Origin of the sequence: [Clostridium] celerecrescens 18A (assembly GCF_002797975.1) — a bacterium.
In the GTDB taxonomy this organism is placed as follows: domain Bacteria; phylum Bacillota; class Clostridia; order Lachnospirales; family Lachnospiraceae; genus Lacrimispora; species Lacrimispora celerecrescens.
The window spans coordinates 291984-315281 of record NZ_PGET01000001.1 but is presented as its reverse complement, the minus strand read 5'-3'; the positions used below and the strand labels follow the sequence as shown (position 1 = coordinate 315281).

General features: G+C 41.1%; 23 protein-coding genes, 1 tRNA gene and 1 riboswitch. Of the genes, 5 read left to right on the top strand and 19 right to left on the bottom strand.

Annotated elements, in window-relative coordinates; all coding sequences use genetic code 11:
• Nucleotides 1–116: 116 nt before the first annotated feature.
• Genes H171_RS01590 through H171_RS01580 form a run of 3 tightly spaced genes read right to left on the bottom strand, consistent with a single transcriptional unit; the run spans nucleotide 117 to nucleotide 2346 of the window.
• Nucleotides 117–851, bottom strand: coding sequence for an amino acid ABC transporter ATP-binding protein (locus H171_RS01590; RefSeq protein ID WP_100307384.1), 735 nt, complete (start codon nucleotides 849–851; stop codon nucleotides 117–119).
• 4 nt (nucleotides 852–855) lie between these two features.
• Nucleotides 856–1548, bottom strand: a complete 693-nt coding sequence (locus H171_RS01585) for an amino acid ABC transporter permease (protein WP_100303577.1) — start codon at nucleotides 1546–1548, stop codon at nucleotides 856–858.
• Nucleotides 1549–1566: 18 nt separating this feature from the next.
• Nucleotides 1567–2346, bottom strand: a complete 780-nt coding sequence (locus H171_RS01580) for a basic amino acid ABC transporter substrate-binding protein (protein ID WP_207655169.1) — start codon at nucleotides 2344–2346, stop codon at nucleotides 1567–1569.
• A gap of 300 nt (nucleotides 2347–2646) precedes the next feature.
• On the opposite strand from H171_RS01580, the gene H171_RS01575 reads away from it, so the two are divergent.
• Both H171_RS01575 and H171_RS01570 read left to right on the top strand, forming a co-directional pair.
• On the top strand, nucleotides 2647–3423 hold the full coding sequence (locus tag H171_RS01575) for a TMEM164 family acyltransferase (protein ID WP_100303576.1): 777 nt from the start codon (nucleotides 2647–2649) through the stop codon (nucleotides 3421–3423).
• A gap of 43 nt (nucleotides 3424–3466) precedes the next feature.
• Nucleotides 3467–3892, top strand: coding sequence for a C-GCAxxG-C-C family protein (locus tag H171_RS01570; RefSeq protein ID WP_100303575.1), 426 nt, complete (start codon nucleotides 3467–3469; stop codon nucleotides 3890–3892).
• A gap of 37 nt (nucleotides 3893–3929) precedes the next feature.
• Here the strand turns inward: H171_RS01570 and H171_RS01565 are convergent, their stop codons facing one another.
• Nucleotides 3930–4673: a peptidoglycan recognition protein family protein gene (locus H171_RS01565; RefSeq protein WP_100303574.1), complete on the bottom strand. Its 744-nt coding sequence runs from the start codon at nucleotides 4671–4673 to the stop codon at nucleotides 3930–3932.
• A 172-nt stretch (nucleotides 4674–4845) separates the two neighbouring features.
• On the opposite strand from H171_RS01565, the gene H171_RS24000 reads away from it, so the two are divergent.
• On the top strand, nucleotides 4846–5007 hold the full coding sequence (locus H171_RS24000; protein WP_157803091.1) for a hypothetical protein: 162 nt from the start codon (nucleotides 4846–4848) through the stop codon (nucleotides 5005–5007).
• 21 nt (nucleotides 5008–5028) lie between these two features.
• On the opposite strand, the gene H171_RS01560 is transcribed toward H171_RS24000, so the two are convergent.
• Nucleotides 5029–5114, bottom strand: a tRNA-Ser gene (locus tag H171_RS01560).
• A gap of 291 nt (nucleotides 5115–5405) precedes the next feature.
• Here H171_RS01560 and H171_RS01555 point away from each other — a divergent pair.
• On the top strand, nucleotides 5406–5627 hold the full coding sequence (locus H171_RS01555; protein ID WP_100303573.1) for an HPr family phosphocarrier protein: 222 nt from the start codon (nucleotides 5406–5408) through the stop codon (nucleotides 5625–5627).
• A 112-nt stretch (nucleotides 5628–5739) separates the two neighbouring features.
• Here H171_RS01555 and tet read toward each other — a convergent pair whose 3' ends face one another.
• The 7 genes from tet to H171_RS01520 form a co-directional block, all read right to left on the bottom strand.
• Entirely contained in the window at nucleotides 5740–7689 is a 1950-nt protein-coding gene (gene tet, locus H171_RS01550) for a tetracycline resistance ribosomal protection protein (RefSeq protein WP_100303572.1), read from the bottom strand.
• Nucleotides 7690–8074: 385 nt separating this feature from the next.
• Nucleotides 8075–8704, bottom strand: coding sequence for an HAD family hydrolase (locus H171_RS01545; RefSeq protein WP_100303571.1), 630 nt, complete (start codon nucleotides 8702–8704; stop codon nucleotides 8075–8077).
• Nucleotides 8705–8737: 33 nt separating this feature from the next.
• Nucleotides 8738–9586: a GNAT family N-acetyltransferase gene (locus H171_RS01540; RefSeq protein ID WP_100303570.1), complete on the bottom strand. Its 849-nt coding sequence runs from the start codon at nucleotides 9584–9586 to the stop codon at nucleotides 8738–8740.
• A 50-nt stretch (nucleotides 9587–9636) separates the two neighbouring features.
• Complete coding sequence (locus H171_RS01535) at nucleotides 9637–10506, bottom strand: GNAT family N-acetyltransferase (protein ID WP_207655168.1); 870 nt, start codon at nucleotides 10504–10506, stop codon at nucleotides 9637–9639.
• A 33-nt stretch (nucleotides 10507–10539) separates the two neighbouring features.
• On the bottom strand, nucleotides 10540–10962 hold the full coding sequence (locus tag H171_RS01530) for a MarR family winged helix-turn-helix transcriptional regulator (RefSeq protein WP_100303568.1): 423 nt from the start codon (nucleotides 10960–10962) through the stop codon (nucleotides 10540–10542).
• A gap of 12 nt (nucleotides 10963–10974) precedes the next feature.
• On the bottom strand, nucleotides 10975–13236 hold the full coding sequence (locus tag H171_RS01525; RefSeq protein ID WP_100303567.1) for an ATP-binding cassette domain-containing protein: 2262 nt from the start codon (nucleotides 13234–13236) through the stop codon (nucleotides 10975–10977).
• A 208-nt stretch (nucleotides 13237–13444) separates the two neighbouring features.
• On the bottom strand, nucleotides 13445–13897 hold the full coding sequence (locus H171_RS01520; RefSeq protein ID WP_100303566.1) for a GNAT family N-acetyltransferase: 453 nt from the start codon (nucleotides 13895–13897) through the stop codon (nucleotides 13445–13447).
• 359 nt (nucleotides 13898–14256) lie between these two features.
• Between H171_RS01520 and H171_RS01515 the strand changes: the two genes are divergently transcribed.
• Nucleotides 14257–14781 (top strand): hypothetical protein, encoded by a 525-nt coding sequence (locus H171_RS01515; protein WP_100303565.1) that lies wholly within the window; start codon nucleotides 14257–14259, stop codon nucleotides 14779–14781.
• Between the two features lie 177 nt (nucleotides 14782–14958).
• Here H171_RS01515 and H171_RS01510 read toward each other — a convergent pair whose 3' ends face one another.
• From H171_RS01510 to H171_RS01480, 7 genes are all read right to left on the bottom strand, one after another.
• Complete coding sequence (locus tag H171_RS01510) at nucleotides 14959–15237, bottom strand: hypothetical protein (protein ID WP_100303564.1); 279 nt, start codon at nucleotides 15235–15237, stop codon at nucleotides 14959–14961.
• Nucleotides 15234–16799: an ABC transporter permease/substrate-binding protein gene (locus tag H171_RS01505; protein WP_100303563.1), complete on the bottom strand. Its 1566-nt coding sequence runs from the start codon at nucleotides 16797–16799 to the stop codon at nucleotides 15234–15236. Before H171_RS01505 ends, H171_RS01510 begins: the two co-directional genes overlap by 4 nt.
• The gene (locus H171_RS01500) at nucleotides 16796–17932 is read right to left on the bottom strand and encodes an ABC transporter ATP-binding protein (RefSeq protein WP_100303562.1); all 1137 of its coding nucleotides are present in this window, start codon (nucleotides 17930–17932) and stop codon (nucleotides 16796–16798) included. Before H171_RS01500 ends, H171_RS01505 begins: the two co-directional genes overlap by 4 nt.
• Nucleotides 17933–18048: 116 nt before the next feature.
• Nucleotides 18049–18687 carry a GntR family transcriptional regulator gene (locus H171_RS01495; protein ID WP_100303561.1) on the bottom strand — a complete coding sequence of 213 codons (639 nt, stop codon included), beginning with the start codon at nucleotides 18685–18687 and terminating at the stop codon, nucleotides 18049–18051.
• A gap of 108 nt (nucleotides 18688–18795) precedes the next feature.
• On the bottom strand, nucleotides 18796–19668 hold the full coding sequence (locus H171_RS01490) for a histidine phosphatase family protein (RefSeq protein ID WP_207655167.1): 873 nt from the start codon (nucleotides 19666–19668) through the stop codon (nucleotides 18796–18798).
• 104 nt (nucleotides 19669–19772) lie between these two features.
• Nucleotides 19773–21728 (bottom strand): beta-glucoside-specific PTS transporter subunit IIABC, encoded by a 1956-nt coding sequence (locus H171_RS01485; protein ID WP_100303560.1) that lies wholly within the window; start codon nucleotides 21726–21728, stop codon nucleotides 19773–19775.
• A gap of 16 nt (nucleotides 21729–21744) precedes the next feature.
• Nucleotides 21745–22596 carry a PRD domain-containing protein gene (locus H171_RS01480; RefSeq protein WP_157803090.1) on the bottom strand — a complete coding sequence of 284 codons (852 nt, stop codon included), beginning with the start codon at nucleotides 22594–22596 and terminating at the stop codon, nucleotides 21745–21747.
• Between the two features lie 476 nt (nucleotides 22597–23072).
• A riboswitch (NiCo riboswitch) is annotated at nucleotides 23073–23178 on the top strand.
• Nucleotides 23179–23298 lie beyond the last annotated feature (120 nt).

Here is a 23298-nt window from a genome sequence, read left to right as displayed (position 1 = left end):
GTATTTCCTATCCATCTACCCGGTAGAATCAGGGGCAGACACTCATTTGTCTATTTCTTTAAATCAAAGAACGTAAAAACCTTATATCAGAATTGTGGGATAAGGCGTTCTGTTATTTAAAGTACCTTACTCAAAAACAGCTTCAATCTGTCATTTTGAGGATTGGAAAAGAACACATTTGGTTCATTTTCTTCCAGGAAATAGCCGCCGTCCATGAACATGACCCGGGTCGCCACTTCTCTGGCAAACCCCATTTCGTGAGTGACCACGACCATGGTCATCTTCTCGTCAGCCAGTTCCCGCATTACATTTAACACCTCGCCTACCATCTCGGGATCAAGAGCGGAGGTTGGTTCGTCAAACAGCATGACATCCGGATTCATGCACAGCGCACGGACAATGGCGATACGCTGCTTCTGCCCGCCGGATAACTGATTGGGATAAGAGTCCGCCCTGTCGGCAAGGCCCACCTTACGAAGAAGTCCTAAGGCCTGCTCTTCTGCCTCCTTCTTACTGCGTCCCTGAAGCTTCATAGGCGCAATGGTCAGATTCTTTAGAATCGTCATATGAGGAAACAGGTTAAACTGCTGGAACACCATTCCCATCTTCTGACGGTGCTTATCAATGTCGGTTTTCTTATCTACAATGTCCACGCCTTCAAACAGGATATGTCCTCCGGTGGGTTCCTCCAGACGGTTTAAGCAGCGGAGAAATGTGCTTTTTCCTGAACCGGAAGGCCCGATCACGCATACTACGTCCCCTTTATAAATATCAACGGTAATATCCTTAAGCACTTCTACGTCGCCAAACTTTTTCCCCAGATTCTGTACCTGAATCAGGGGGTTTTCCATTCTATTAATGCTCACTTCTGTGCAGCCTCCTCTCCAGTAATTTTACGAGATATGAAAATACCATTACCATAATCAGATAAATAATGGCCACTGCAATCAGAGGCATAAACGCAGAATAAGTACGGCTCTTGATGATATCGCCGCCCTTGGTCAAATCCTGCAGCCCTATGTAACCTGCCACAGAAGTCTCCTTTAAAAGGACGATAAATTCGTTAGCAAGGGTAGGAACCACATTTTTAAAGGCCTGGGGCATAACGATGAACCACATGGTCTGGGCGTAATTAAAGCCCAGGCTTCGGCCGGCCTCAAACTGTCCTTTTTCAATGGAACTGATACCGCTCCGGAAGATTTCAGCCACATAGGCGCCAGAGTTGATTCCAAATGCCAGAATCGCTGTTGGCACCTGGCCCGGATCATTGGATGCAAAGATGACAAAATACATGATCATCAGCTGTACAACCACCGGCGTCCCGCGGATCACCGTCAGATAAACGCTGCAAACTGCATTTAATAGTTTCAGCTTATGGGTATTTTCATAAGTTGAACGAATAATCGCAACCAGAAATCCCAGCACAATACCGATTAAAACTGCAAAAAACGTGATCTTTAACGTGTTTTGCAGGCCGCCGGTAATGTATTTCCAACGGTCATCTACGATAAAATTCTGATAAAAATCATCTCTTAGCTTTTCCCACATAGCACTCTTCCTTTTTTATTATTCCGCGGTAATGTATTTATCCACGATCTTCTTTAATTCACCGGATTCCTTTAATTCCTTAATGGCACCGTTTATCTTATCTAACAGTTCTTTGTTGTCTTTTTTAACAGCGATTGCATACTCTTCCTCGGTAAATGCTTCGTCAAGGATCACCAGTCCGGCATTTTCCTTTACAAATACCTTAGCAGGCTCACGGTCAATGATGACAGCATCAATTTTGTCCTGAGTAAGTGCCATAACTGCTTCCATTCCCTTATTATAACGCTTAACTTCCGCATTCTCAATATCATCTGCATAAATATCACCGGTGGTTCCGGTCTGTACGCCAATCTTCTTACCTGTTAAATCATCCGGTGTTTTGATCTCGCTGCCTTCTTTAACAATGATTACCTGGGCTGCTTCTGCATAAGTATCGGTAAAATCAACATTTTTCTTACGGTCTTCATTAACGGTCATACCTGCAGCAGTAAAGTCTGCCTTTCCGGACTGGACAGCCGGAATCAGGGAATCAAAGGCCATATCCTGAATATCCAGCTCCATACCCAGCTTATCAGCGATTGCCCTTGCAATGTCTGCGTCAATTCCAACGATTTCATTTTTATCATAATATTCATAGGGTGGAAATTCTGCATTGGTTACCATAACCAGCTTTCCTGCAGCTTCTTTCTGCCCTGCAGCAGTTGTCTCTGTCTCTGTCTTAGTTCCGGAACCTGCACAAGCAGTTAATAAAGCTGCCACACATGCAACACCCACCATAGCAATTACATTCTTTTTCATAATGATTCCTCCTCTTATATACACAAATATGCATAATTATTAAATAAAGTGCTAGTTATACATTATATAGCATTTTCGGAATTAATCAAGTACTTAATAAGAAGAAGATTCTTATTTTTCCGAAGAATTTCCATTTATCTTGCATGATTTAAGGCAATCCTATATAATATGGTTTATCGGAACTTGCAAAGCAAGCTTCCATGAAAGGGCTGCTTTTTAGCCCGTAAATCCGATTATCGCAAATGCTTTATACGATAATGCAGCTTAATCAGTAGTAAGAAAGGAAGGTCGGTAATTGCTATGAAGGAACTCCTTGAAAAAACAGCATGGCCTATGAATCCGCCAGCTCCTTATTCTCTGTTCCACATCATATTTATTGCCGTAGGGCTTTCCTCTGTAGTTTTTCTGGCTTATTACACCACCAGAAAAATAAACAGTTCCAGACTTCCGCGGCTGCTTTTTTTCTGCGGCCTTCTTCTGGCTGCCACCGAGTGCTGGAAACAGCTTTTTTTATATTATGTGGTAAATGAACAGACCTACAACTGGTGGTATTTTCCATTTCAGCTTTGCAGCCTTCCCATGTACCTCTGCCTCATTCTTCCGCTGGTCCCTTTTAAAAACGTGCAAAGGGTGCTATGCACCTTTATGCAGGATTTCAACCTTTTAGGAGGCATCATGGCACTGGCAGAACCTTCCGGACTTTTTCATCCCTACTGGTTTTTAACCCTTCACGGTTTGATCTGGCACCTGCTTTTGATTTATATAGGGCTGGTCATCGCATTTTCCCGTCTTTCCGATACTTCGCTTTTGGGATTCGTGCGGACGCTTCCTCTGTTTTTTATCTGCTGCATCATAGCTTCTATTATCAATCGGACGGCAAAACCTTTGGGTCAGGCAGATATGTTCTACATTTCTCCCTATTACCCGTCGGCTCAAATCGTTTTTCATGAAATTGCTTTAAAATACGGCATATCCATAGGGAATGCTGTTTATCTGCTTGCCACCTGCCTGGGCGGCTTTCTGTTTCATGTTATATTTTATAAATTTCACTTGTTTTCAGCCCAGACCGAAGCTTAACCGGGCAATAGAGTGGATATCATAACGTAGGAGGAAACATTACATGTCAGACACAACATCAAAAAGAGTGGAAGAAGCTTTGAACAAGCATTCTAAGGGGTATAATTGCGCACAGTCCGTCTCCTGTGCCTTCTGTGATAAAACAGGCATTGACGAGGAAACTATGTTTCGCGTTACGGAAGGCATGGGCCTTGGTATGGGCGGTATGGAAGGTACCTGCGGAGCCATCAGCGCTGCTGCCGTACTTTCCGGACTAAAGAACAGTTCCGCCCACTTAGACCGGCCGGATTCCAAGAGGACTTCTCACGAAGCGTCAAAAAAATGCTTGTCAGAATTTAAGGAACAAAACAAAAGCGTGATCTGCAAGGATTTAAAAGGTGTGGAAACCGGAAAGGTCCTCCGTTCCTGCAATGACTGCATCGCAGATGCCGTAAGAATCATAGACCATGAATTATTTGGAGAAGAATAACGTACATTGGGAGAATCTCCCATAAGCCTGGCAGGGCCTATTGGAGATTCTTTCCTTCATCCGGCAGCTTTCTGGCCGCTTTCACATCTGAAAGGAACTTCTTCCACGCATCCTCATGAGCTACAAAGTACCTTGGACAGTCTTTACCTGTGGCATCGTAATGCCTTATCACGTCTTTTTCCGTTAATCCCAGATTCCTGCAAAGCCAGGCCGTTAGTTTTACCAGGGAATCATAGGTTTCATCATTAAATTTCCCTGTCTCATCAGGATGGCAGCATTCAATGGATACCGTATCCATATTTTTTTCCTTGGATGTGGCATAAGCTACTTCATAAATAGGAATTCCCTGAAGTATTTCGCCTTCGAGTCCTATCATAAAATGGCTGCTGGCCGAAATCTTCTTGTCTCCTGTCTGGTTCTTCAGACTGTCAAAATAATTCAAGTTCTGTTTGGCCGTAGTACCTGGATTGGCCACATAATGAACCACAATTCCATCCGCTCTTTTCATTTCTCTCCCAGGTCTTGAATAAGGATTTGGCTCAATATAGTCCTCCTCCACCCAGTCAGGCATGGTAACCCTCTTTAGATCCACATAATTTTGAAAAAACAGCAGACTGATCCCCCATGCGATCCCAGCCAGGGCTATGGTCAGAATGAATACTCTGACCACTATGTAGATGATCCGCCTTCTTTTTTTCTGCTTCTTTTGCTTCTGCCGCCTTATTCTGGCATGGCGGCGGCGTTCCAGTTCGTCATAGCTTTCTTTTGTCTGATTCGTCATATCTCAAACTCCTGATTTTCCCTTTTACTAAGTTTACGTCTTTCCTTAGGATAAAGTCAATCAGAAACAGGCTAAAACTGCAAATTTAATATCTAATTATATTAAATATTATCAAACCGGTTCTTGCCTGACGGACCGCAGACCACTGTTAGAGCAATAACCAGGGAAACCAATGCACCAACTGACAGGCTGCTTTTATACAGTAGGCGAGATATTGGGGCATACCTTTAAGGGTATCGGTTTGTCATTTGGTATCTCGGTCAACCATAAAGCGGTTACCACGCAGTATAACAAGGGAAGAAAAAAGCTTAAGAAAACCAGCGTAAACCCTTAATTTACGCTGGTTTTTTATTAGCGGAAGCGGTGGGATTCGAACCCACGTGCCCTTGCGGACAACCGCATTTCGAGTGCGGCTCGTTATGACCACTTCGATACGCTTCCATATAGTAAATATGTTGTTTTTATGCGGAGATTATGCGATTTCAAATCAGGTCCGTATAGTCCGCATCGAATATTATTTGCCTTATGAAAAAGACGAACGATACAATTATACACGAGAAATAAGATTTTGGGTAGTACTTTTAGTAAAATTTTCATTTTTTCCCGTATAATCACCAGTGCTATGGAAATAATAGGAACACATATGAAATAGTGCATATTTTTTTTGCAAAAAACCCATTTGCTTTTGTTAAAAAGATACACAAAAAGTATCAAGAAAAGGAGGTGCCAGAGATGAGGAATCTGAAACATACATTTTCTACGGTGGAAGATCTGGTTGCATTTGTAGTAAGAGCGGAAAGGTGCAGTTTTGATATTGATGTCATTTACAACCAGCTGGTCATTGACGGAAAATCGCTGATGGGAGTTATGCTCATCGGCATTGGAAAACAGGTAGAGATCGTATGCCACAATACAGCAGCTTCTCCTGAAGAATTAGTAGGCCATGCCGCCTAAATACTGAAATATAAGAACATCAGGCAGAACAGAGTGGTGCAAGCCGGTCCCATCTTTTAAAGGAAGAGGGGGCCGGCTCTTGGCTAACGATCTGTTTTACTTAACGCTTCAATCAAACACTACCTCCTCGTACTTCTTCATTAGCCTTATCAAATAAGTGTCGGGTTTTATCCAACCGATCATCCGGCTTTCTTGCCTGAATAAAAATTTCTCCGGTATTTTTCTGGTACCCTGCGGGTTCTGTTAAAAAAACTCCACAGCCCCTTGTTAACTCTGAAAGCTGCTCTTTGTAAATTTGTGATGTGCGGGCCGGGATTTTTCCAGCCACTATAATTTCATTATGCTGTGTTTTTATTGACTCAATCATTGCTTGATATTTTTTTAAGTCATTGTAAACACGAGCATTGCAATCTTGGGGGACATAAAGTTCGAATGACAAACATGGTTCCAATAATTCTGTGCCTGACTGTTTCAAAGCTTGTTCAAGCACGATAGGAGCCAGATGCCGGAAATCAGCTGGTGTACTAACTGGGCTATAATATATACCATATTCAAAACAAATTTTAAGATCCGTTAATTCCCATCCATACAGCCCTTGCTCACAGCCGGATCGAATGCCTTCTTCAACGGCATTCTGGAATGACTTATTTAAATACCCATACGACACTTTACTTTCATATTGCACTCCTGCTCCAATAGGAAGAGGCTCTATTAGTAAGCCGATGGAAGCCCAAAAAGGATTCGGTGAAACTCCAATATGAGCGGTAAAAGTTGCTTTTTTCAAAGGACGTTCTTTATAAATAGTCGTTACATTTTCTATTTTAGCCTGAAGATGGTATCTGCTCTGCAATAGAGCAACAATGATCTCCATCTGAACCTTTCCAAGAAACTCCATTGTGATATCACTGCTTCTGGAATCCAGTTTATATTGTAAAAGAGGATCTGTTTCGGACAATTCCGATAATGCTTCCAGTAGAATTGCTCTATCGGAAGAAACCATGGGGGAAATATTCGCCTGCATGATCAGGCTATCATCATGCAAGACCAAATTGTTTTGTGGTATTGTTCCTATGGTATCTCCGATTTTTAGCCGGGCTTCATTTGGGAAAATTGCAATATCACCGCATTCAATTTTTTCGGCTTCTACAATTTTTCCATTGTTTGAGATTTCCAGCTTTTTAATTTTTATACTGTCAGAATGACCTTCGAGGGTCAGCACATCACGGGTTTTAATGGAGCCTCCAAAAATTCGCATAAAGGTGCGCTTATTCCGATTATCATCTCTTTCAATTTTATATACCAAAGCGGCAAGCTTGGAGTCTGTCGGTAATATAAGCGGATTGAATTCTATAAGAATAGCATCCAGTAGTTCTTTTGTTCCGATATGTTTCAGAGCACTGCCATGATAAATAGGTAAAAGATTTCCGCAGCTTATATTTTTTCTTCTGCTATTTAACAGCTCCTCAGTTGTAATAGGCTGATTAATCATATATTTCTTCAGTAAAGCATCATCCATCTCAATAATCGTGTCTCTAAACTCTTCTGATAATTTATCAATTTCCATGGGTAAAAGAGTATTATCATTTGTGAATCTCTGCATTACAAGAATATGAGAAGTTAATTTCTCTTTGATATCTTTATATATCAAATCAAGATCAATATCTGGCTGATCAATTTTATTAATAAAAATTAAAGCTGGAAGCTTCCTTTTTCTTATTGCATCAAAAAGAATACGTGTTTGTGCCTGAATACCGTCCTTCGCTGAGATTAGTAAAACGATACCATCCAATATATTTAAGGAACGCTCTACTTCAGAATAAAAATCTATGTGCCCCGGGGTATCAATTAAATTGATTTTCACATGATTCCATTGATAAGATGCTATAGACGCTTGTATCGTAATTCCTCTCTGTTTTTCAAGTGTCATAGAATCTGTAATAGTCGAACCGCGATCAACACGCCCAGATTCAGCAATTGTACCGCTGGTATAGAGCATGCTCTCTGTTAATGTTGTTTTTCCTGCATCTACGTGAGCCAGAATGCCTATATTCATTATTTTCATAAGTCACACCTCATACAATCGTTATTATACAAAAGTCCCCTGTGATTGAAATACTTTCATCACAGGGGACTGCTATCATAACAATTATGAGCACGACATTAAAAACTGTAAGAAATAAGATTCTACAGCAAAACGGCATCAAAAAATATGAAAGTATTCTTAAATTAAGGTACAAAAAGCCAAGCCCATTACAACTGTAATAAGGCCAAATAATTCATACCTACCATCATTCAATTGATTGTTATTTAAGAATACCTTGCCGCATTGTAGTTTATCTCCTTATATTGCTTTTCTCATTTTACCTTATAAATACCGGATCTGTCAAGTTCACTCGAAGTTATTTGAGCTTCGGCAGACAATGGAATGCTTCTGTTACGTCATATATTTAATCCCTCATGATTGATAGAAGATCGTCAGGTTTTTCTAAGTAATAATCTGCCTGTATTTCTCTGGAAAGACTGCCCCAGCCCGCCAAAGCAAAATCAACCCTGGCACTTTTGGCACATTCCCAGTCATATATACTGTCCCCAATATAAATCAATTCGTTATTGTTCGCATTTGAGACTTCCATATATTTAAAAAGAGGGTCTGGATCTGGCTTGTGCTCCGTCGTATCATCAGCACAAATAATCGTTGTGAAATATTTGCTAATATCAAATGGTTCAAAATCCTGCTTAAATTCTTCTCTAGTTTTTGAGGTAACAATTCCCAATTCATAGCCGTATTGTACAAGGGTGTCCAGTAACTCACTTATGCCCTGAAAAACACATATGGTATTGCTATAATTGGACATACATTTTTCCCAATTTCCTAGAATGAGCGAAAATGAACGTTCTGGGATGTTAAGTATTTTCAATGCGTTCTTTCCGGGAATACCCAATGCAAATGTCAGCTCGTTGATTTCTTTGTTAATTCCAGCTGCGGTAATTAAGGTGTCTTGCAAAGAGTGCAGAACTGCATATTCAGTGTCTATCAATGTTCCGTCAATATCAAAAACAATATGCTTATATCTCATTTATGGCCTCCTCCACGTTTGACACATCAACTCTTATCCTATGATCAAAAGCATCTCATACTGACTCACAATAGGTTCAAACCCACATTCAATCAGAAAATCTTTCGTACATTTTGATTTGTCATCTACATTAAGGGTACTTATTTTGGGAGATTCCGTATTTTCGATCAAATCAGTAACAATGCTTCTGCCAATTCCTTTCCCTCTATAAACTTTGTTTACTGCAATTTGAGGGATATCTCCTGTCTTTTTGTTAATGATACCATATCCAGCAATTGTATTATCATAACGTACAACAGAATATAGAAATTCCTTTGATGCGGCATTAACCGAATCAATTGAGTTTTGCCACGAAGGTTCAAAATCCCAAAATTCTTTTAATTGTTCCCACGCCATCTGATCCGTGTGCTCAACTTTATGGTTATTCAGAGGTACATAACTCTTTTTGTCTATTTTAAAGCAGGAAAAATTCCTTTGAATCTTAAATCCCTCATTTTGGTACAGTTGAAGTGCAGACGTATTGGACTGAATAACCTCAAGTAAATACTGTTCTATTTGTTTTTGTTTAAGTAATTCTTTAACATTCAAAAGCATATTACTTGTGACACCTTGTCTTCTGTAATCAATGATAACGCCTGTTCCAATATCATACACTGTTGTTTTTCCGTTTAGATTTCTAAATCCATTTAGAACGAAACCAACCAATCGATCATTTTTAAACGCACCTATGGATATCTCCGGAGCATACCCTCTCCTTTGAAGCATTTGATTGAATGTTTCAATGGATAAATTCATTTCAACCTGATAATCAGAAAATGCATTCCGAAATGCTTCGTGAAGTATTTCTATACCTGTGTTATTTAAAGTCCTATAATCTAACATTCGCCCTCCTAGGTGTCGGCTCAACCTTGGCTGCTCCCGACTTGATTTTATTATGCATGTGACAAAACAGGAAACCTCACCTGATGATTCACAAACCAATGATCCTTTCCTTTAAGAATAAAAAGAGTCGTATCCTCTTCTTCAAGAATTTGTGAATGAAAAGCTTCATGTTCTGCAGGAGTAAAGCCAAAAACCACAGTGTGAATTTGAGGCTCTGCCACTCTGGATACCATGTCAGTCAAAGAGTAGTCACCTTTACTAAAAATATCATAACAGGTTAAAACCTCATTTTTATTTGAAGCAATTATTACAGCATCAAAATCTTCCAGAAAATACACACAGTCTTTCATCGGTGATGTACAATAAAACATGAGCAATTCATAGTTATCCTCCATAGTAAGCGCGGAGTATGGGTTGGATTTCGTGTAATACCGCTTCAAGAGAGCACGATCACCTGCATGGCTCATGTCAAGTTTCCTTACGCGTCCTTTTGTTGGAGTGATTGGACGGCTGCATTGGTATTCAACGGCTTTTACAAAACCAAATTTAGGATAGAAATTAAGAACACGATCATTGGCAAACAGATACATGATATCGCATGTTTCTTTCCATTCACTTAAAATTCGTTCAATTAAATATCTAGATAACCCCTGATTTCTATAATCGAGGTCCGTCATAACCGTTCCGATCTGGATGCATCGTTTTTCCTTCCCATTATAACGGGATTTAAAAATATTCACAGATGCATTAGCGATTACCTTTCCATCATCGATCAAGGAATATGGAATATATTTATCTGTCCAATATCCATTCTGATAAAAATCTTCAAAAGACAATCCAAAAGTTTTTTCAGCCAGACTATTATAACTGTGCCGTAATGCATCATCCTCTTTAATGCTGTTAGTAAAGATATAATTCAAATAAGAGCCCTCCTTCTCTTCCCTCATAAGCGATCAGGTTTTTTCAGCGTACAAGCTGGTGATTTTCTTGCACATCATGGAAAAGGCCTTTACTTCCTCTGCCGTCAATGCTTCTTCAATTAAGTTCATGATTTCATTTCCAAAATCATCGACACGGTTTAAAAAGGCTTTTCCTTCACTGGTCAGTATAATATTATAGGAACGGCGGTCATTAAGCTGCCTTTCCTGTACGATATACTTTTTTTGCAACAGCCGTTTCGTCAATTTTGAAATGCCGGACTGCGAGATTCCTTTCATTTCGGCAAGCTCTTTTGTTGTCTTTGGGCCTTGATTACTCAACGTATCAAGAATATAGTACTGTGCTGTTGAAACGCCTTCAACGTTAAATTTGTTTGAATCAGATACAATCATACACTGAAAAGGGACATAACTTTCTTCTAATTCTTTTTCTGCCATAAAGCTGATCTCCTATATTTTATTCATATATTTTTTCAGGCATTTTCCTGTCAGGGAATCTTTACTATTCATTAATTCTTCCGGCAACCCTGTAAACATGATTTTACCGCCATGCTGTCCGGCATATGGGCCTAAGTCAATAATCCAGTCTGCCTGGCAAATAATATCCAAATTATGCTCTATTACAATAAGGGTGGAATTTTGCTCTACAAGGCGACTCATTATACCAATCAGCTGTTTTATGTCAGCCATATGCAAGCCTGTTGAGGGTTCGTCCAGAACATAAACTTTCCCTCCGTTTTCTAGCTCGGAAGCCAGTTTGATCCGCTGCAATTCCCCTCCTGAAAGTGTGTTCAAAGGCTGCCCCAAAGAAATATAGGTAATTCCAACATCTGAAAGTCTTTTAAGTACTGTTCTTATATCTTCTTCCTGAAAAAATTCCAAGGCCTCCGATACGGTCATCTTAAGTATTTCACCAATATTTTTACCTCTTAACTTATACCCAAGCACTTCGTCGGTATAACGGTTCCCGTGACACTCTTCACATACTGTGACAATGGTGTCCATAAATGCTAAATCAGTATAGGTAACACCTAAGCCTTTACAAACAGGACATGCTCCTTGGGAATTGAAACTGAACAGGGAGGCGCTGACACCATTGCTTTTTGCAAATAGTTTTCTGATCATATCAAAGATACCTGTAAAGGTTGCTATGTTGGAACGCTTTGATGCCTGTATTCCCTTTTGGTCGATAAAAACAGTATCAGGATAAAACCGGGGCAGCACCTGATTGATAAGTGTACTTTTTCCTGAACCGGCAACCCCTGTCACAACAGTCATTACTCCTTTGGGTATTTCAACTGAAAGGTTCTTCAAATTGTGCAGCGCTGCATTGTGAATGGAAAGCCAGCCGTTCGGGGTACGTGTGCTGGATTTTAACTCTGGCTGATAAGACAGATACTTCCCTGTCAATGTACCCGATGCTTTTAACCCTTGTAAGCTCCCTTGATATACGATTTCGCCACCATGAATTCCCGCGCCGGGTCCCATGTCAATCACTTGGTCTGCAATCTTTATGATATCAGGATCATGCTCCACGATAAGTACGGTATTACCTTTGTTACGCAAAAGTTTCATAAGGTCATTGATTTTGCTTATATCGTGAGGGTGAAGCCCTATACTGGGCTCGTCAAAAATATAAGTAAGGTCTGTCAGGCTGCTGCCCAGCTGGCAAACCATTTTGATTCTTTGAGATTCCCCTCCCGAAAGAGTGGATGTTTGTCTGTTTAAACTTAAATAATCTAATCCAATAGATACCATTTGCTGAAGGCGATTCACCAATTCTGAAACGATTGTTACCGCCACTGGTGCATGGATGAACTGGATAAATTCTAACAGTTCGTTTATCTGCATATCTGCGCATTCCGCTATATTTTTACCGTTCACTTTACAGGATAATACTCTGTCATTCAAGCGTGTCCCATGGCAGTGGGGACAATCCTGTTTCATGACAAAGCCCTCAATTTCTTTGCTGTATCTGACTTTTTCCCCATCCTCTTTTTTGAGAAAGCTTCGCTCGATCCGTGGAATCACCCCCTCATACAATGAAGTTTTAGGCCATTCAGGAAGAGGATCTTTCACCTTAATGCCGTCAGCGTAAAGAAGCAGCTCCAGTTCTTCGGCGGAATAGTCTTTAATTTTTTTATCATTATCAAAAAAGCCAGAATAAATATAACGGGTCAGCCGCCATCCGCCGGGTTCAAAAGTAGGAAAACGGATTGCTCCCTCATTTAAGGATTTATTTTTATCTAACAGCCGTTCAATATCAACCGCTTCCATCTTTCCTAAGCCCTGACAGCTGCCGCACATACCAGCCGGATTATTGAATGAAAAAACATCGGAATAGCCGGCAAAGGGGGTTCCAATTCGCGAAAACAACAGACGTAATAAAGAATAAATATCTGTAACCGTGCCCACCGTTGACCGTGCATTACCGCCCAGCCGTTTTTGGTTGATTATAAAAGCTACTGATAAATTTTCGATAGCGTCCACATCGGGTTTTCCGTAATGAGGCATACGATGGCGAATAAAACTGGTATAGGTTTCATTTAATTGCCTCTGCGACTCTTCTGCTATTGTATCAAACACGAGTGATGATTTACCAGAACCGGATACTCCGGTAAAAACCGTAATTTCTTTTTTGGGTATCAGGACATCTATATTTTTTAGATTTCGCTCCCTTGCGCCTGATACCCGTATATAATTATCAGACATAATTTTACCTTTCCATTATTTATATGACACAGTCAATATATGAGTGTATCAACTATATATTATCACCATTTTTACTTCTTCGCAATGATAAAGAATAGATCTTTATGGAAACTTGGTACATAATGCTGTTGAATTATAAAGCAGATATTAGGCGAAAAGGCGATCCCCTGCATGGTTCTTCGCCTTTTTCTAATCAACCTGTTACTATTTAACCGTCACTCAATTTGAGATGCAGTATTGGAAATGGCCTGCCTTGTTCATCAAGCTCTGACCTGCTAATGACATGAAAACCCATGTGTTTATAAAATCCTATGCCCTGATCATTCTGTTCATTTACATCAACAAAATTTGCATTTAAATGATCAACAGCATAATGGATAAGCTTCTTTCCAATTCCTTTCCCTCTGGCTTTATCATTTATAAACAGCATTTCAATTTTATTGTTGGCCACACCTATGAAACCATGAGCAGTATCATTATCATCATAATAACAATACAAATGCTCTATTTCTTTTAACCCCTCTATAACATCTGGTTTTATCGCCTGGATGTCATCTTCTGATAAAAACAAATGAGTTGCTGCAACAGCAGATTCCCAGATATTCAGCAAATCATTTATTTCATTATCATTCCTATTAATAACAGTATGAATATTTGACATTTCATTACCTCCTGTTCTTTCATGAAGCAAACAATATAATGCATTATACGCCTTCCATTTCAGTTGTCGATGAAACTGATATATACGAAAGCCTCAAACATTGTTTCATCTACCTTTTCCTTGTCTGAGGCGGAGAAATCATCTTTGTATTTAGTAGAAAGCTTCGCACTTAATATCACCATCCTTTTTCTTGCTCTCATTATATTGATGATTTGAGTTCATGTCAAATAAATACCGTAGTTTCGCCTTCCTGTCTGATCAGAGTATCTTTTTCCATTTTTTTCCATACTGTTATATTGTATTCTGGCAGATTTCTGTTAAAATAAGGTTATAAAAGTCGTAAAATAGGGGGATTAAAAATGGCAGAGATTATTAAAGTCTATAAAGAGCATTTACCCTCATTGCGTTTTATTGGGAAATGCTATACCAACGCTGACAGATCTGGCGGATTTGGTCACAAATGGATGGAATGGTTCCGAATCGGCTGGTTTGGGGAGCTTGAAAAGCTTGGCGGTGACCCGAATATTGAAAACAGTTATCTGGGTTTTATGCGCTGCAACAGCAGCGATTTGGAAAACACTTTTGAATACTGGATTGGCATGTTCCTTCCATCAGATACATCTGTCCCCGATGGCTACGATTTTATAGATTTGGCTGAGAGCAGCATCGGTGTATGCTGGATTAAAGGCAAAGAGGATGACGGCAGCATCTATGGCATGCACGATGAGTGTATTGTTAAATTCCAGGAACATGGTATGGGAAATTTTAAGGATGATAATGAGAAAAGGATTTATTTTTTCGAAAGGTATAACTGTCCGAGATTTTCCGAGATGGATGAACAAGGAAATGTTATTTTAGACTACTGCATATACTTATCAGAGTAACAGGCTAAAACATAGGTTGAAAGCATCCAACAGTTCAAGGATCCTTTAATTCAGTATAGCTTAGCCGTAATGGATCGAAATGTATAAGGTACAAACGAACAGGAGCCGCTGCATCTTCTTACCGATGCAACGGCTCTTGTTCGCTGTAATCTTAACTACTTTCTTTCCGGACAGCATTTATTCATTTATGAAAACCTGAGCCATATGAATGAGAAAACTCAATGTACGCAGGATAAACACACACCCTGCAATCACATATACCCAGGGAATACGCAAAGTTCCAAGCAACCATAAAAGCAGCATTACAACTGCCGCATCCCGCATATACCGTCCAAACATGAAACCGATTCTCTCTTCCCTTAGGGACAGGGGCTGGTCAGCGCTCATCAGCCAGCGACACTTGGGAGAAGTGAAAATAAAGGATAGAAAAGCAAAAAGCAGAATCCCATAAATCATGATATCAATCCATTCTCTTTCAGAAATTCCTGGGCGACTGCAGCAGGTGTCTGCTGTAATTCATCCACCTTGTAGTTCAGTTCAATCATAACCTCATTGGTTAAAAATGGGGCTAATTCTTCCATGATTCCTGCAATTTCCGGACATTTCTCCAGTGCTTCCTCCCGAATAACCGGAATGGCATAATAGGGCGGGAAAAAGTTTTTATCATCTTCCAGCGTTTTTAAGTCGAATTTTTTTAATAATCCGTCAGTGGAGAAGGCATCAATGACATCCACCTCACCGCTTCCCAAAGCTGTATAACGGGGAGCAGAATCTAAGGTAAGGCGTTTTCCTATTTGGAAACCATATGTTTTCTGGAGTCCGGACAATCCATCCTCCCGGTTGGAGAATTCAAACGTAGTACCGGATGTCAGGGTATCGCTTATTTTGGCAAGATCACTTATTTTATCCAAATGATATTTCTCAGCCATTTCTTTCGTTACAGCCAATGTATAAGTATTATTAAAGCTCATCTGCTTAAGCACTTCCAGATTAAGCTGCTCCTTATACTCTTCCTTTACCGTCTGATACACCTGCTCCATATCACTGATCGGCGGATGCTTGAGGATATCACTGTATGAGGTACCGCTATAGTCAATATAAAGATCAATATCTCCAGTCTTCATTGCGGAAAAGCACACCTGTGACCCTCCCAGACTCAGCTTTCTGTTAACTGTGATATCAGTTCTGTCTTCTATTAACTCTGCCACCATATTCCCAAGAATCTCCTGCTCCGTAAAATCCTTTGAGCCAACGGAAAGTGTACGGGCATCCCCTGATACACTGCCTACAGATGTGAAAAGAAATATAGCCGCAATCAGCATTGCAGCCGTCCCCAGCATTGCCTTTTGGATATTCCTGCTTTTTTTCTTAACTGAGGCATCTCCCTTCTGAAGACTGACCGGTGTTACCAGCTTTTCCGTAAGGCCAATCAGAAAGTCTACCATCAATGCCAATAAACAGGCAGGAATGGCGCCCGCCAGGATTTGATTGTTATTCACCGTCCGTATGCCGGAAAACACCAGATATCCCAGGCCTCCTGCACCAATAAACGCAGCCATGGTCATCAGCCCAACTGCTGTTACAGAAGCGATCCGCACTCCTGCCATAATAACCGGAAGAGCGAGGGGTATCTGCACCTTTGTCAGCACCTGAAAGGGCGTTAAACCGATTCCTTTGGCCGCCTCCAGCGTCTGGGGATTAATATTATCAATTCCAGTATAGGTATTCTTAATTATGGGAAGAAGAGAATAAAGAACGACTGCAACAATTGCAGGAATGACACCGATTCCCAATAGTGGGATCATAAAACCAAGCAGAGCCATACTGGGAATTGCCTGAATCACATTTGCAACCGCTAATATGGGTTTACTGGCTTTCGCAGCAAAGGATATAAAAATACCAAGGGGTACCCCGATCAGGATAGCCAGACCCACTGATATGGCCGTCAGCTTCAGATGTTCGATCAATAATGAAAGAATCTGGGGATAATTACTGATTATATAATTCCAAAAGTTCATTCTGACTCTCCTCCTTCATAGTCAAAGTATTGCTGACTCAGGGTCGTCACCAGACTGCTCCGTGTAATGAGCCCCTTAAGACGCCTTTGATCATCCACCACCGGAACCGTTGACACCTGGTTTTCGGTCACTATTTTCAGTGCATCCAGTATGCATTGTTCCGGTAAAAGTGTTGGAAAGTCCTCATACATAAATTGTTCTGCCAACTGGGTTCTGTCCTCAATGCCTCTTAATTTGCTGGCCTTGACAATCCCGACCAGGCGTTTGCTGTCCCGATCCACCACAAGCAGGCTGTCAACCTTGTTCCTGCGCATCTTTTCAATGCATTTTAAGACAGATAAGTCTTTGGTGGCAGTGACCGGCTGTTCGATCATAATGTCAGATACCTTGATGAATTCCGGTGAAGACCAGATCCTGTTTTTTCCTACGAAGTTTGAAACAAACTCATCCACAGGGTTGTTTAGGATATTCTCCGGCGTGTCATATTGCAGAATATCGCCATCCTTCATGATGCAGATCATATCCGCGATCTTAATGGCTTCATCCATGTCATGGGTTACAAAAACAATCGTCTTCTTTAATTTTGCATGCAGCTGCACCAGCTCATCCTGAAGATCTGACCGTGTCATGGGATCCAGGGCCGAAAAAGGCTCATCCATCAGGATAATATCCGGATCCGTGGCAAAGGCCCTGGCAACGCCTACACGCTGCTGCTGTCCACCGCTAAGCTCTGTCGGATAACGATTCAAAAACTCATCACAGTCAAGTCCTACCATCTGCATCAGCTTCTTTGTATTGTCTTCAACATCCTTTGGCAGTATCTTTTCAAGCTTTGGTATCAGCTCAATATTTTCCTTAACTGTCATATGGGGAAACAGTCCCGTCTGCTGGATCACATATCCGATTTTCCGCCGCAGGGCTACTTCATCCATGCTGCCGATACTTTTTCCGTCAATGGAGATCGTACCCGATGTGGGCTTGATCAGCCGGTTGATCATTTTTAAGAGCGTGGTCTTTCCGCAACCACTCTCACCAATAATAGCAACCAGACTACCGCTATTTATCGTAAATGTAATTTGATTCAGGACCTGCTTTGTCTTATAACGCTTGGAAATACGTTCAAATTGTATCATATATCTCCCTCCTTTTTAGCAAAGTAACAACTTAATTATATTATAAAGTTGTCACTTTGTCAAATTTCAAAAAAAACGCCTGAAGCGAATTGGCTTCAAGCGCTATGATGAAACTCTTATTTGGACGGATATAAAAACTCTCTTACACGATCAGGGGTGTCATCCTGTGTTATGAAATATATGGTATCATTTTCCGAAAGAGCAACGTATGGTCCGGGCGATTTCATGACAGTGTCATTCCTGCTGACTGCGATCACCGTCGCCCCGGTCCGCTGCCAAAATTGGATTTCCGTTACCGTCTTATTTAAATGGACACAATTGCTGGTGATCCGTATCTCAAACGGCATAAACGGATTCATTGACCGGAAATGGACGGAAGCCTCAATCAGATCTTTCAGGCAGTCATTTAAATTCTCCATTTCCTGTTTTTGGCGGCTGACACTCTTTAAAAGATTCTCTTTGATTGTATCGATGGTCTGCCGCTTACTGTTTTGCTGGATGTACTCTGCTGCTTTTTTCTGGGACTTAATGATGATCCCATTACCCTTTTCCGAGGTCACGATCCCCAGATCACTGAGTATGCAGATCGCCCGCCGTGCCGTCTCTGGAGATACGCTGTACTGGCTGGCCAGGGATGAACGGGCGTAAATCTTCTCACCTACCTCATATTCCCCATTGGCGATCCGGGCCGCCACCTCAACGGCAATTTGCTGATAGCGGGGAATTGCTGTTTTATGCTTAATCTCTATGTCCATGTAAATCACGTTTCCTTTGCCTAATATAGTATAAAACAACACCAGTATAGCCTAAAACGTGATACAAAGCAAGTTGGGGTTATTTCCATCCCTACTTTCCTTTTATGATCATTTTCCTTTTTCTGCATAAGACATATCATTCACCGTTTCGACTGTATATATGCCATCTTTGAAAACCACTTTCGATACACTGGCATTTTTAAGCCCTGCTGCCGGTACTTTAGCATTTGCATCGATTGTAGAAAGATAGGTTCCGATGCTTAATCCGTGAGAAACCACAAGAACGTCAGCATGGCCTTTGTCCATGGATTCCTTTACGATATCGCCAAATGCCTCCTGTAAACGGGTTTGGATAGCGGCAATATCTTCCGCAGGCCAATTGCCCTCTTCCTCTTCCGCTGCCTTTTCCTTATCCAGCTGTGCCAGCGTATCTGCAAATGATGCAACCGTGTCCAGGAAACTTCCTGTCTGCATGGAGGCCATCATATCCTCCAGTGTCATGCCCTGTGCGGCTGCAATTGCTCCCCACATTTCATCATTTGGCATACCTTCATAAGTACCAAAGTTAAACTCCCTAAGCCTTTTGTCTTTATGAATCTCAAGATTCTGGCCATTTTCGTTCAGAACAATTTCTGCCGTTTCAATGGCTCGCCCGCTATCGCTTGTATAAACAGCATCAAATTCTACTCCCTCTGATTTTAACCCCCGTCCCAAAGCGCTTGCCACCTCAATACCGGCGGGTGTAAGCGGTGCATCAATCCAGCCCTGCGAACGATCCGAAGTATTTAACATGGTCTTACCGTGACGTGTAATATAAAGTGTCACTGCTTGAATCGCTGCCGCAGACTCTTCTACAGATGCTTTCTCTGCTTCAGCCTTTGTTACTGCCGTCTCCAGCTGTTTTACAGATGCCGTCTGGCAGCCTGTTAAAAGCATGGTTCCTAGTAAAAATGCCGACATATATCCGATAAATTTTTTCATTCTTTTTTCCTCATCCTCATTATTATTTACTCCTCATGACCATTTCCCTCGGATAGCTGCCGGCCCGCCTTCTCTTGACGGGCATGGCAGCATTACAACCGGTTTTAATAGGTCAGATCCTCCCCATTGGCAGCTGCTCTCTCGATTCCAATCAGACAATCCTCTGTAGTGACCTTCTTTTCTTTCCACAAGATCATACCGTCTTGTTCCCTTAAATTTGTAATCAACACCGGTGTAACTAATGAATATCCTTTAGAATTTATAAAATTCATATCAAACTCCAATAAGACCTGGCCTTTTTTTACTCTCTGTCCCTGCTCTGCCTTAGCGATGAAACCTTCACCCTCTAATCTTGTGGTATCCATTCCAACGTGAATCAGAATCTCCAGACCATTGTCAGCCTTAATGCCTAAAGCATGTTTTGTATGGAAAAAGGCACTGATCACACCGTCAGCCGGAGAAACAACAACACCTTTTGATGGCTTTACCGCAATCCCTTTTCCCAGGGTACCGCTGGAAAATGCAGCATCTTCCAGATTTTCCAGTGGAACAATATCACCTTCTACCGGAGAAAGAACCTCTATGGGAAGAAGCTTTGCAGGACTCTCTTTTGTCCCTGCCGATGCGTCAGATCCCCCATTATCCTCTTCCGGCGTTTCCTTATCACTCCAGAAGAAGAAAGTAAGTAAAAATCCAACCAGGGAAGAAACAGCGATACAGATAAAGGAAGTAACCATTCCGCTGGCATCTCCTGTTGCAGTATTAATGTAGTTTACCACACCAAAGATTCCAAGGCCGCCCATCGTATATGAAGCTGCATTCATGGTAGTCATAATGGCTCCGCCTACCGCACCACCGATCATGGAGTAAATAAAGGGCAGTTTTTTCGGAAGGGTAATACCATAAATCGCAGGCTCCGTCACACCGCAGATACCGGAAACAACGGCGGGAATACAAAGTGATTTTATTTTCTTATCCTTGAGCTTAAAGTACATGGCAAGCACACAGGCAGTCTGTGCAAAGCTTGCACCATACATTCCGCTTAATACGTTGATATATCCCAGTTCAGCAAGCTGAATGAATGCCAAAGGTATCAAAGCCCAATGAAGCCCAAAAATAACCAATACCTGCCAGAAAAATCCCGTCAGAATACCAAACAGGATAGGAGACGCTGTAAAGAGGGCTGAAAATCCTGAGTTTAAAAAACTTGTCAGGATAGATATTACCGGCCCTATAACCAAAAATCCAGTAACCATGGATACAAGCATAACAACAAATGGAACGAAAAAGTTCTGGAGCATCTCCGGAATTACTTTTTTTGCAAACTTCTGCACATAACTTGCAAACCAGACCACAATTATAACCGGTATTACACTGCTTAAATAGTTATTCGCTACCCAGGGCACCCCAAACGCCTTTAAGTAATAAGCGCTGCGGAAAACACTTCCTTCAAACAGCACGCCAAGGACGTCTCCTCCCGACAGGGCAGATAACTGGATGCCCGGATAACACAGAGCCGCACCAAGGGCCATGCCTGTCATTCTGTTAACATTAAATTTTCCTGCTGCAGTAAATCCAATAATGATGGGCATAAACTGGAATACGGAATCACCAATGGCATTAAGCATCGCATAGGTGCCTGACGTCGTGGTAAAAACGCCGAGAAATACCAAAAGTGCGCATATACCCTTTATGATACCTCCTGCTGAAAGAATCCCTAAGAATGGCTGGAAACAGCCGCTGATCGTATCAATCAGTTTATCAAACAGCTTTTTATTACCTGCATCCGCTGCTGCCTCTCCTTCGCTGCTGATTCCCGCCGCCTGACAAACCTCCTCGTACACATAAGGCACATGATTGCCGATAACCACCTGGTATTGTCCACCGCTTTTCATTACCGTAACGACCCCATCCATTTTCTTTAAAACTTCATCTTGGGCCTTGGTCTCATCCTTTAACCGAAACCGAAGGCGGGTAATACAATGGGTCAAAGACGCAATATTATCTTTCCCTCCTACTTCTTTGACAATTTTCTTTGCCAGTTCCTCATATTTTCCCATGGCAAATCTCCCCTTTCTAGTCTATTTTTATATTGTCATCAAGGATCTTAATGATATGGATCGCCAGGTATAACCCTTCCTGCTCTGTAAAGCAATATTGATAATGGATCCAAAAAAAATCCCTGATTTTTTTTACACACTGAAAAGTATCTTCATACCGTTCGCTTAAGTGGTCTTTTAATATCTCACTCATATCGGCATCATTTAATTGAGACCCCTGGAAAATCCGTTGGGCCAGAACACGCAAGTGCGTTACAAAGCGGTAATAGGCATAACTTTCTTCGTCATAATCAATTAAAAAATGATATTTCACGATATTTAAAATCTCACCAATGAGCTTTGTTATCTTCCCAGCATTTTCCATGCCGGATTCCAATTCTGCATTGACAAAATGCATGGCAAGGGTAGCAGCTTCATGATCATCATACAAGGTATCATAAAGCTTATTAAATTCCGCCACCAACTCCCTGCTTAGCCGGAATTCATCCTGATACATCTTCCTGATATCCCAAAGCATTCTGTTTTCCAGATAAGCCCTCATCTTCCCACGCGCTACCATGCTGTTTAAATGGTCTGCCAGGGATATGACAAGAGAATTCTGCAACGTACGGTTCAAGTCCTCTTTGGCTTTCGTAACAAAACGGCCGGCCAATTCAAAAATCGGCCCCGGTATTTCCGAAAATAGTTGTGTATACTGAGCAAGCTGTGAACGATCCTCTAAAATGAATGTTTTATCAATCAATTCACGTGATATCTCCTCATTTTTATGGGATAAATGAGCAATTCCCTTTCCCATAACAACCAGTTCACGCCCCTTCTCGTCTAAGACCAGTGCGGCATTATTGTTTAAAAATTTTACAATCCTCATCTTCCTGATCCCCCCAAAAAAGAAAACCCACCTGATTCCAGGGATAAAAATCCCCGGAACCAAGCAGGTTTCGTATATGTTCAAGCCATATTCACGATCCAACTGTGCTTCCTGATATGATATTAACTGGTTTTCACCTATTCACTTTTTGATATGGGTTTACTTTCTATCTGTTTCCAACCCCTTAACTATTGAATAAATATTAACATGTCATATTTTTTAAGTCAACATTTTTTCACATTTTTCTTGTTCATTATATCAGTCTTTTTTATCATTTTACGAAATATCACCATCATTTTAACTATTAAAATTGTCCTTTCAGAGTTTTTTTCATGCTAATTGTCTTTTGCAATACTGATACAAGTTAAGGCACTCTTAAAGAAATTCTCTTTTTGGTTGACAAACCAAAGACCCGTGCATATAATGTTCTGTAATCTCTTTGCACTGCATTACATCCGATTGTGGATGCGAGATCAACGGTACAAACTGAGCAGGCGATGAACCTTTTTGCAAAGGTCATGGGGCCGGGCCGCCTTAATAAGTGGCAACAGATTGCAATAATTGCACATCTGTGGGACAGTAGTATGGTTTATGAGAAGTTTCTTTTTAACTCCTTATAAAAAGACGCAGCTTTTGCGTCGTCCATCCGGTTATGAGAACATCTTTTTGTTTTCATAATATGTTCCATAGGTGTATTTTTTT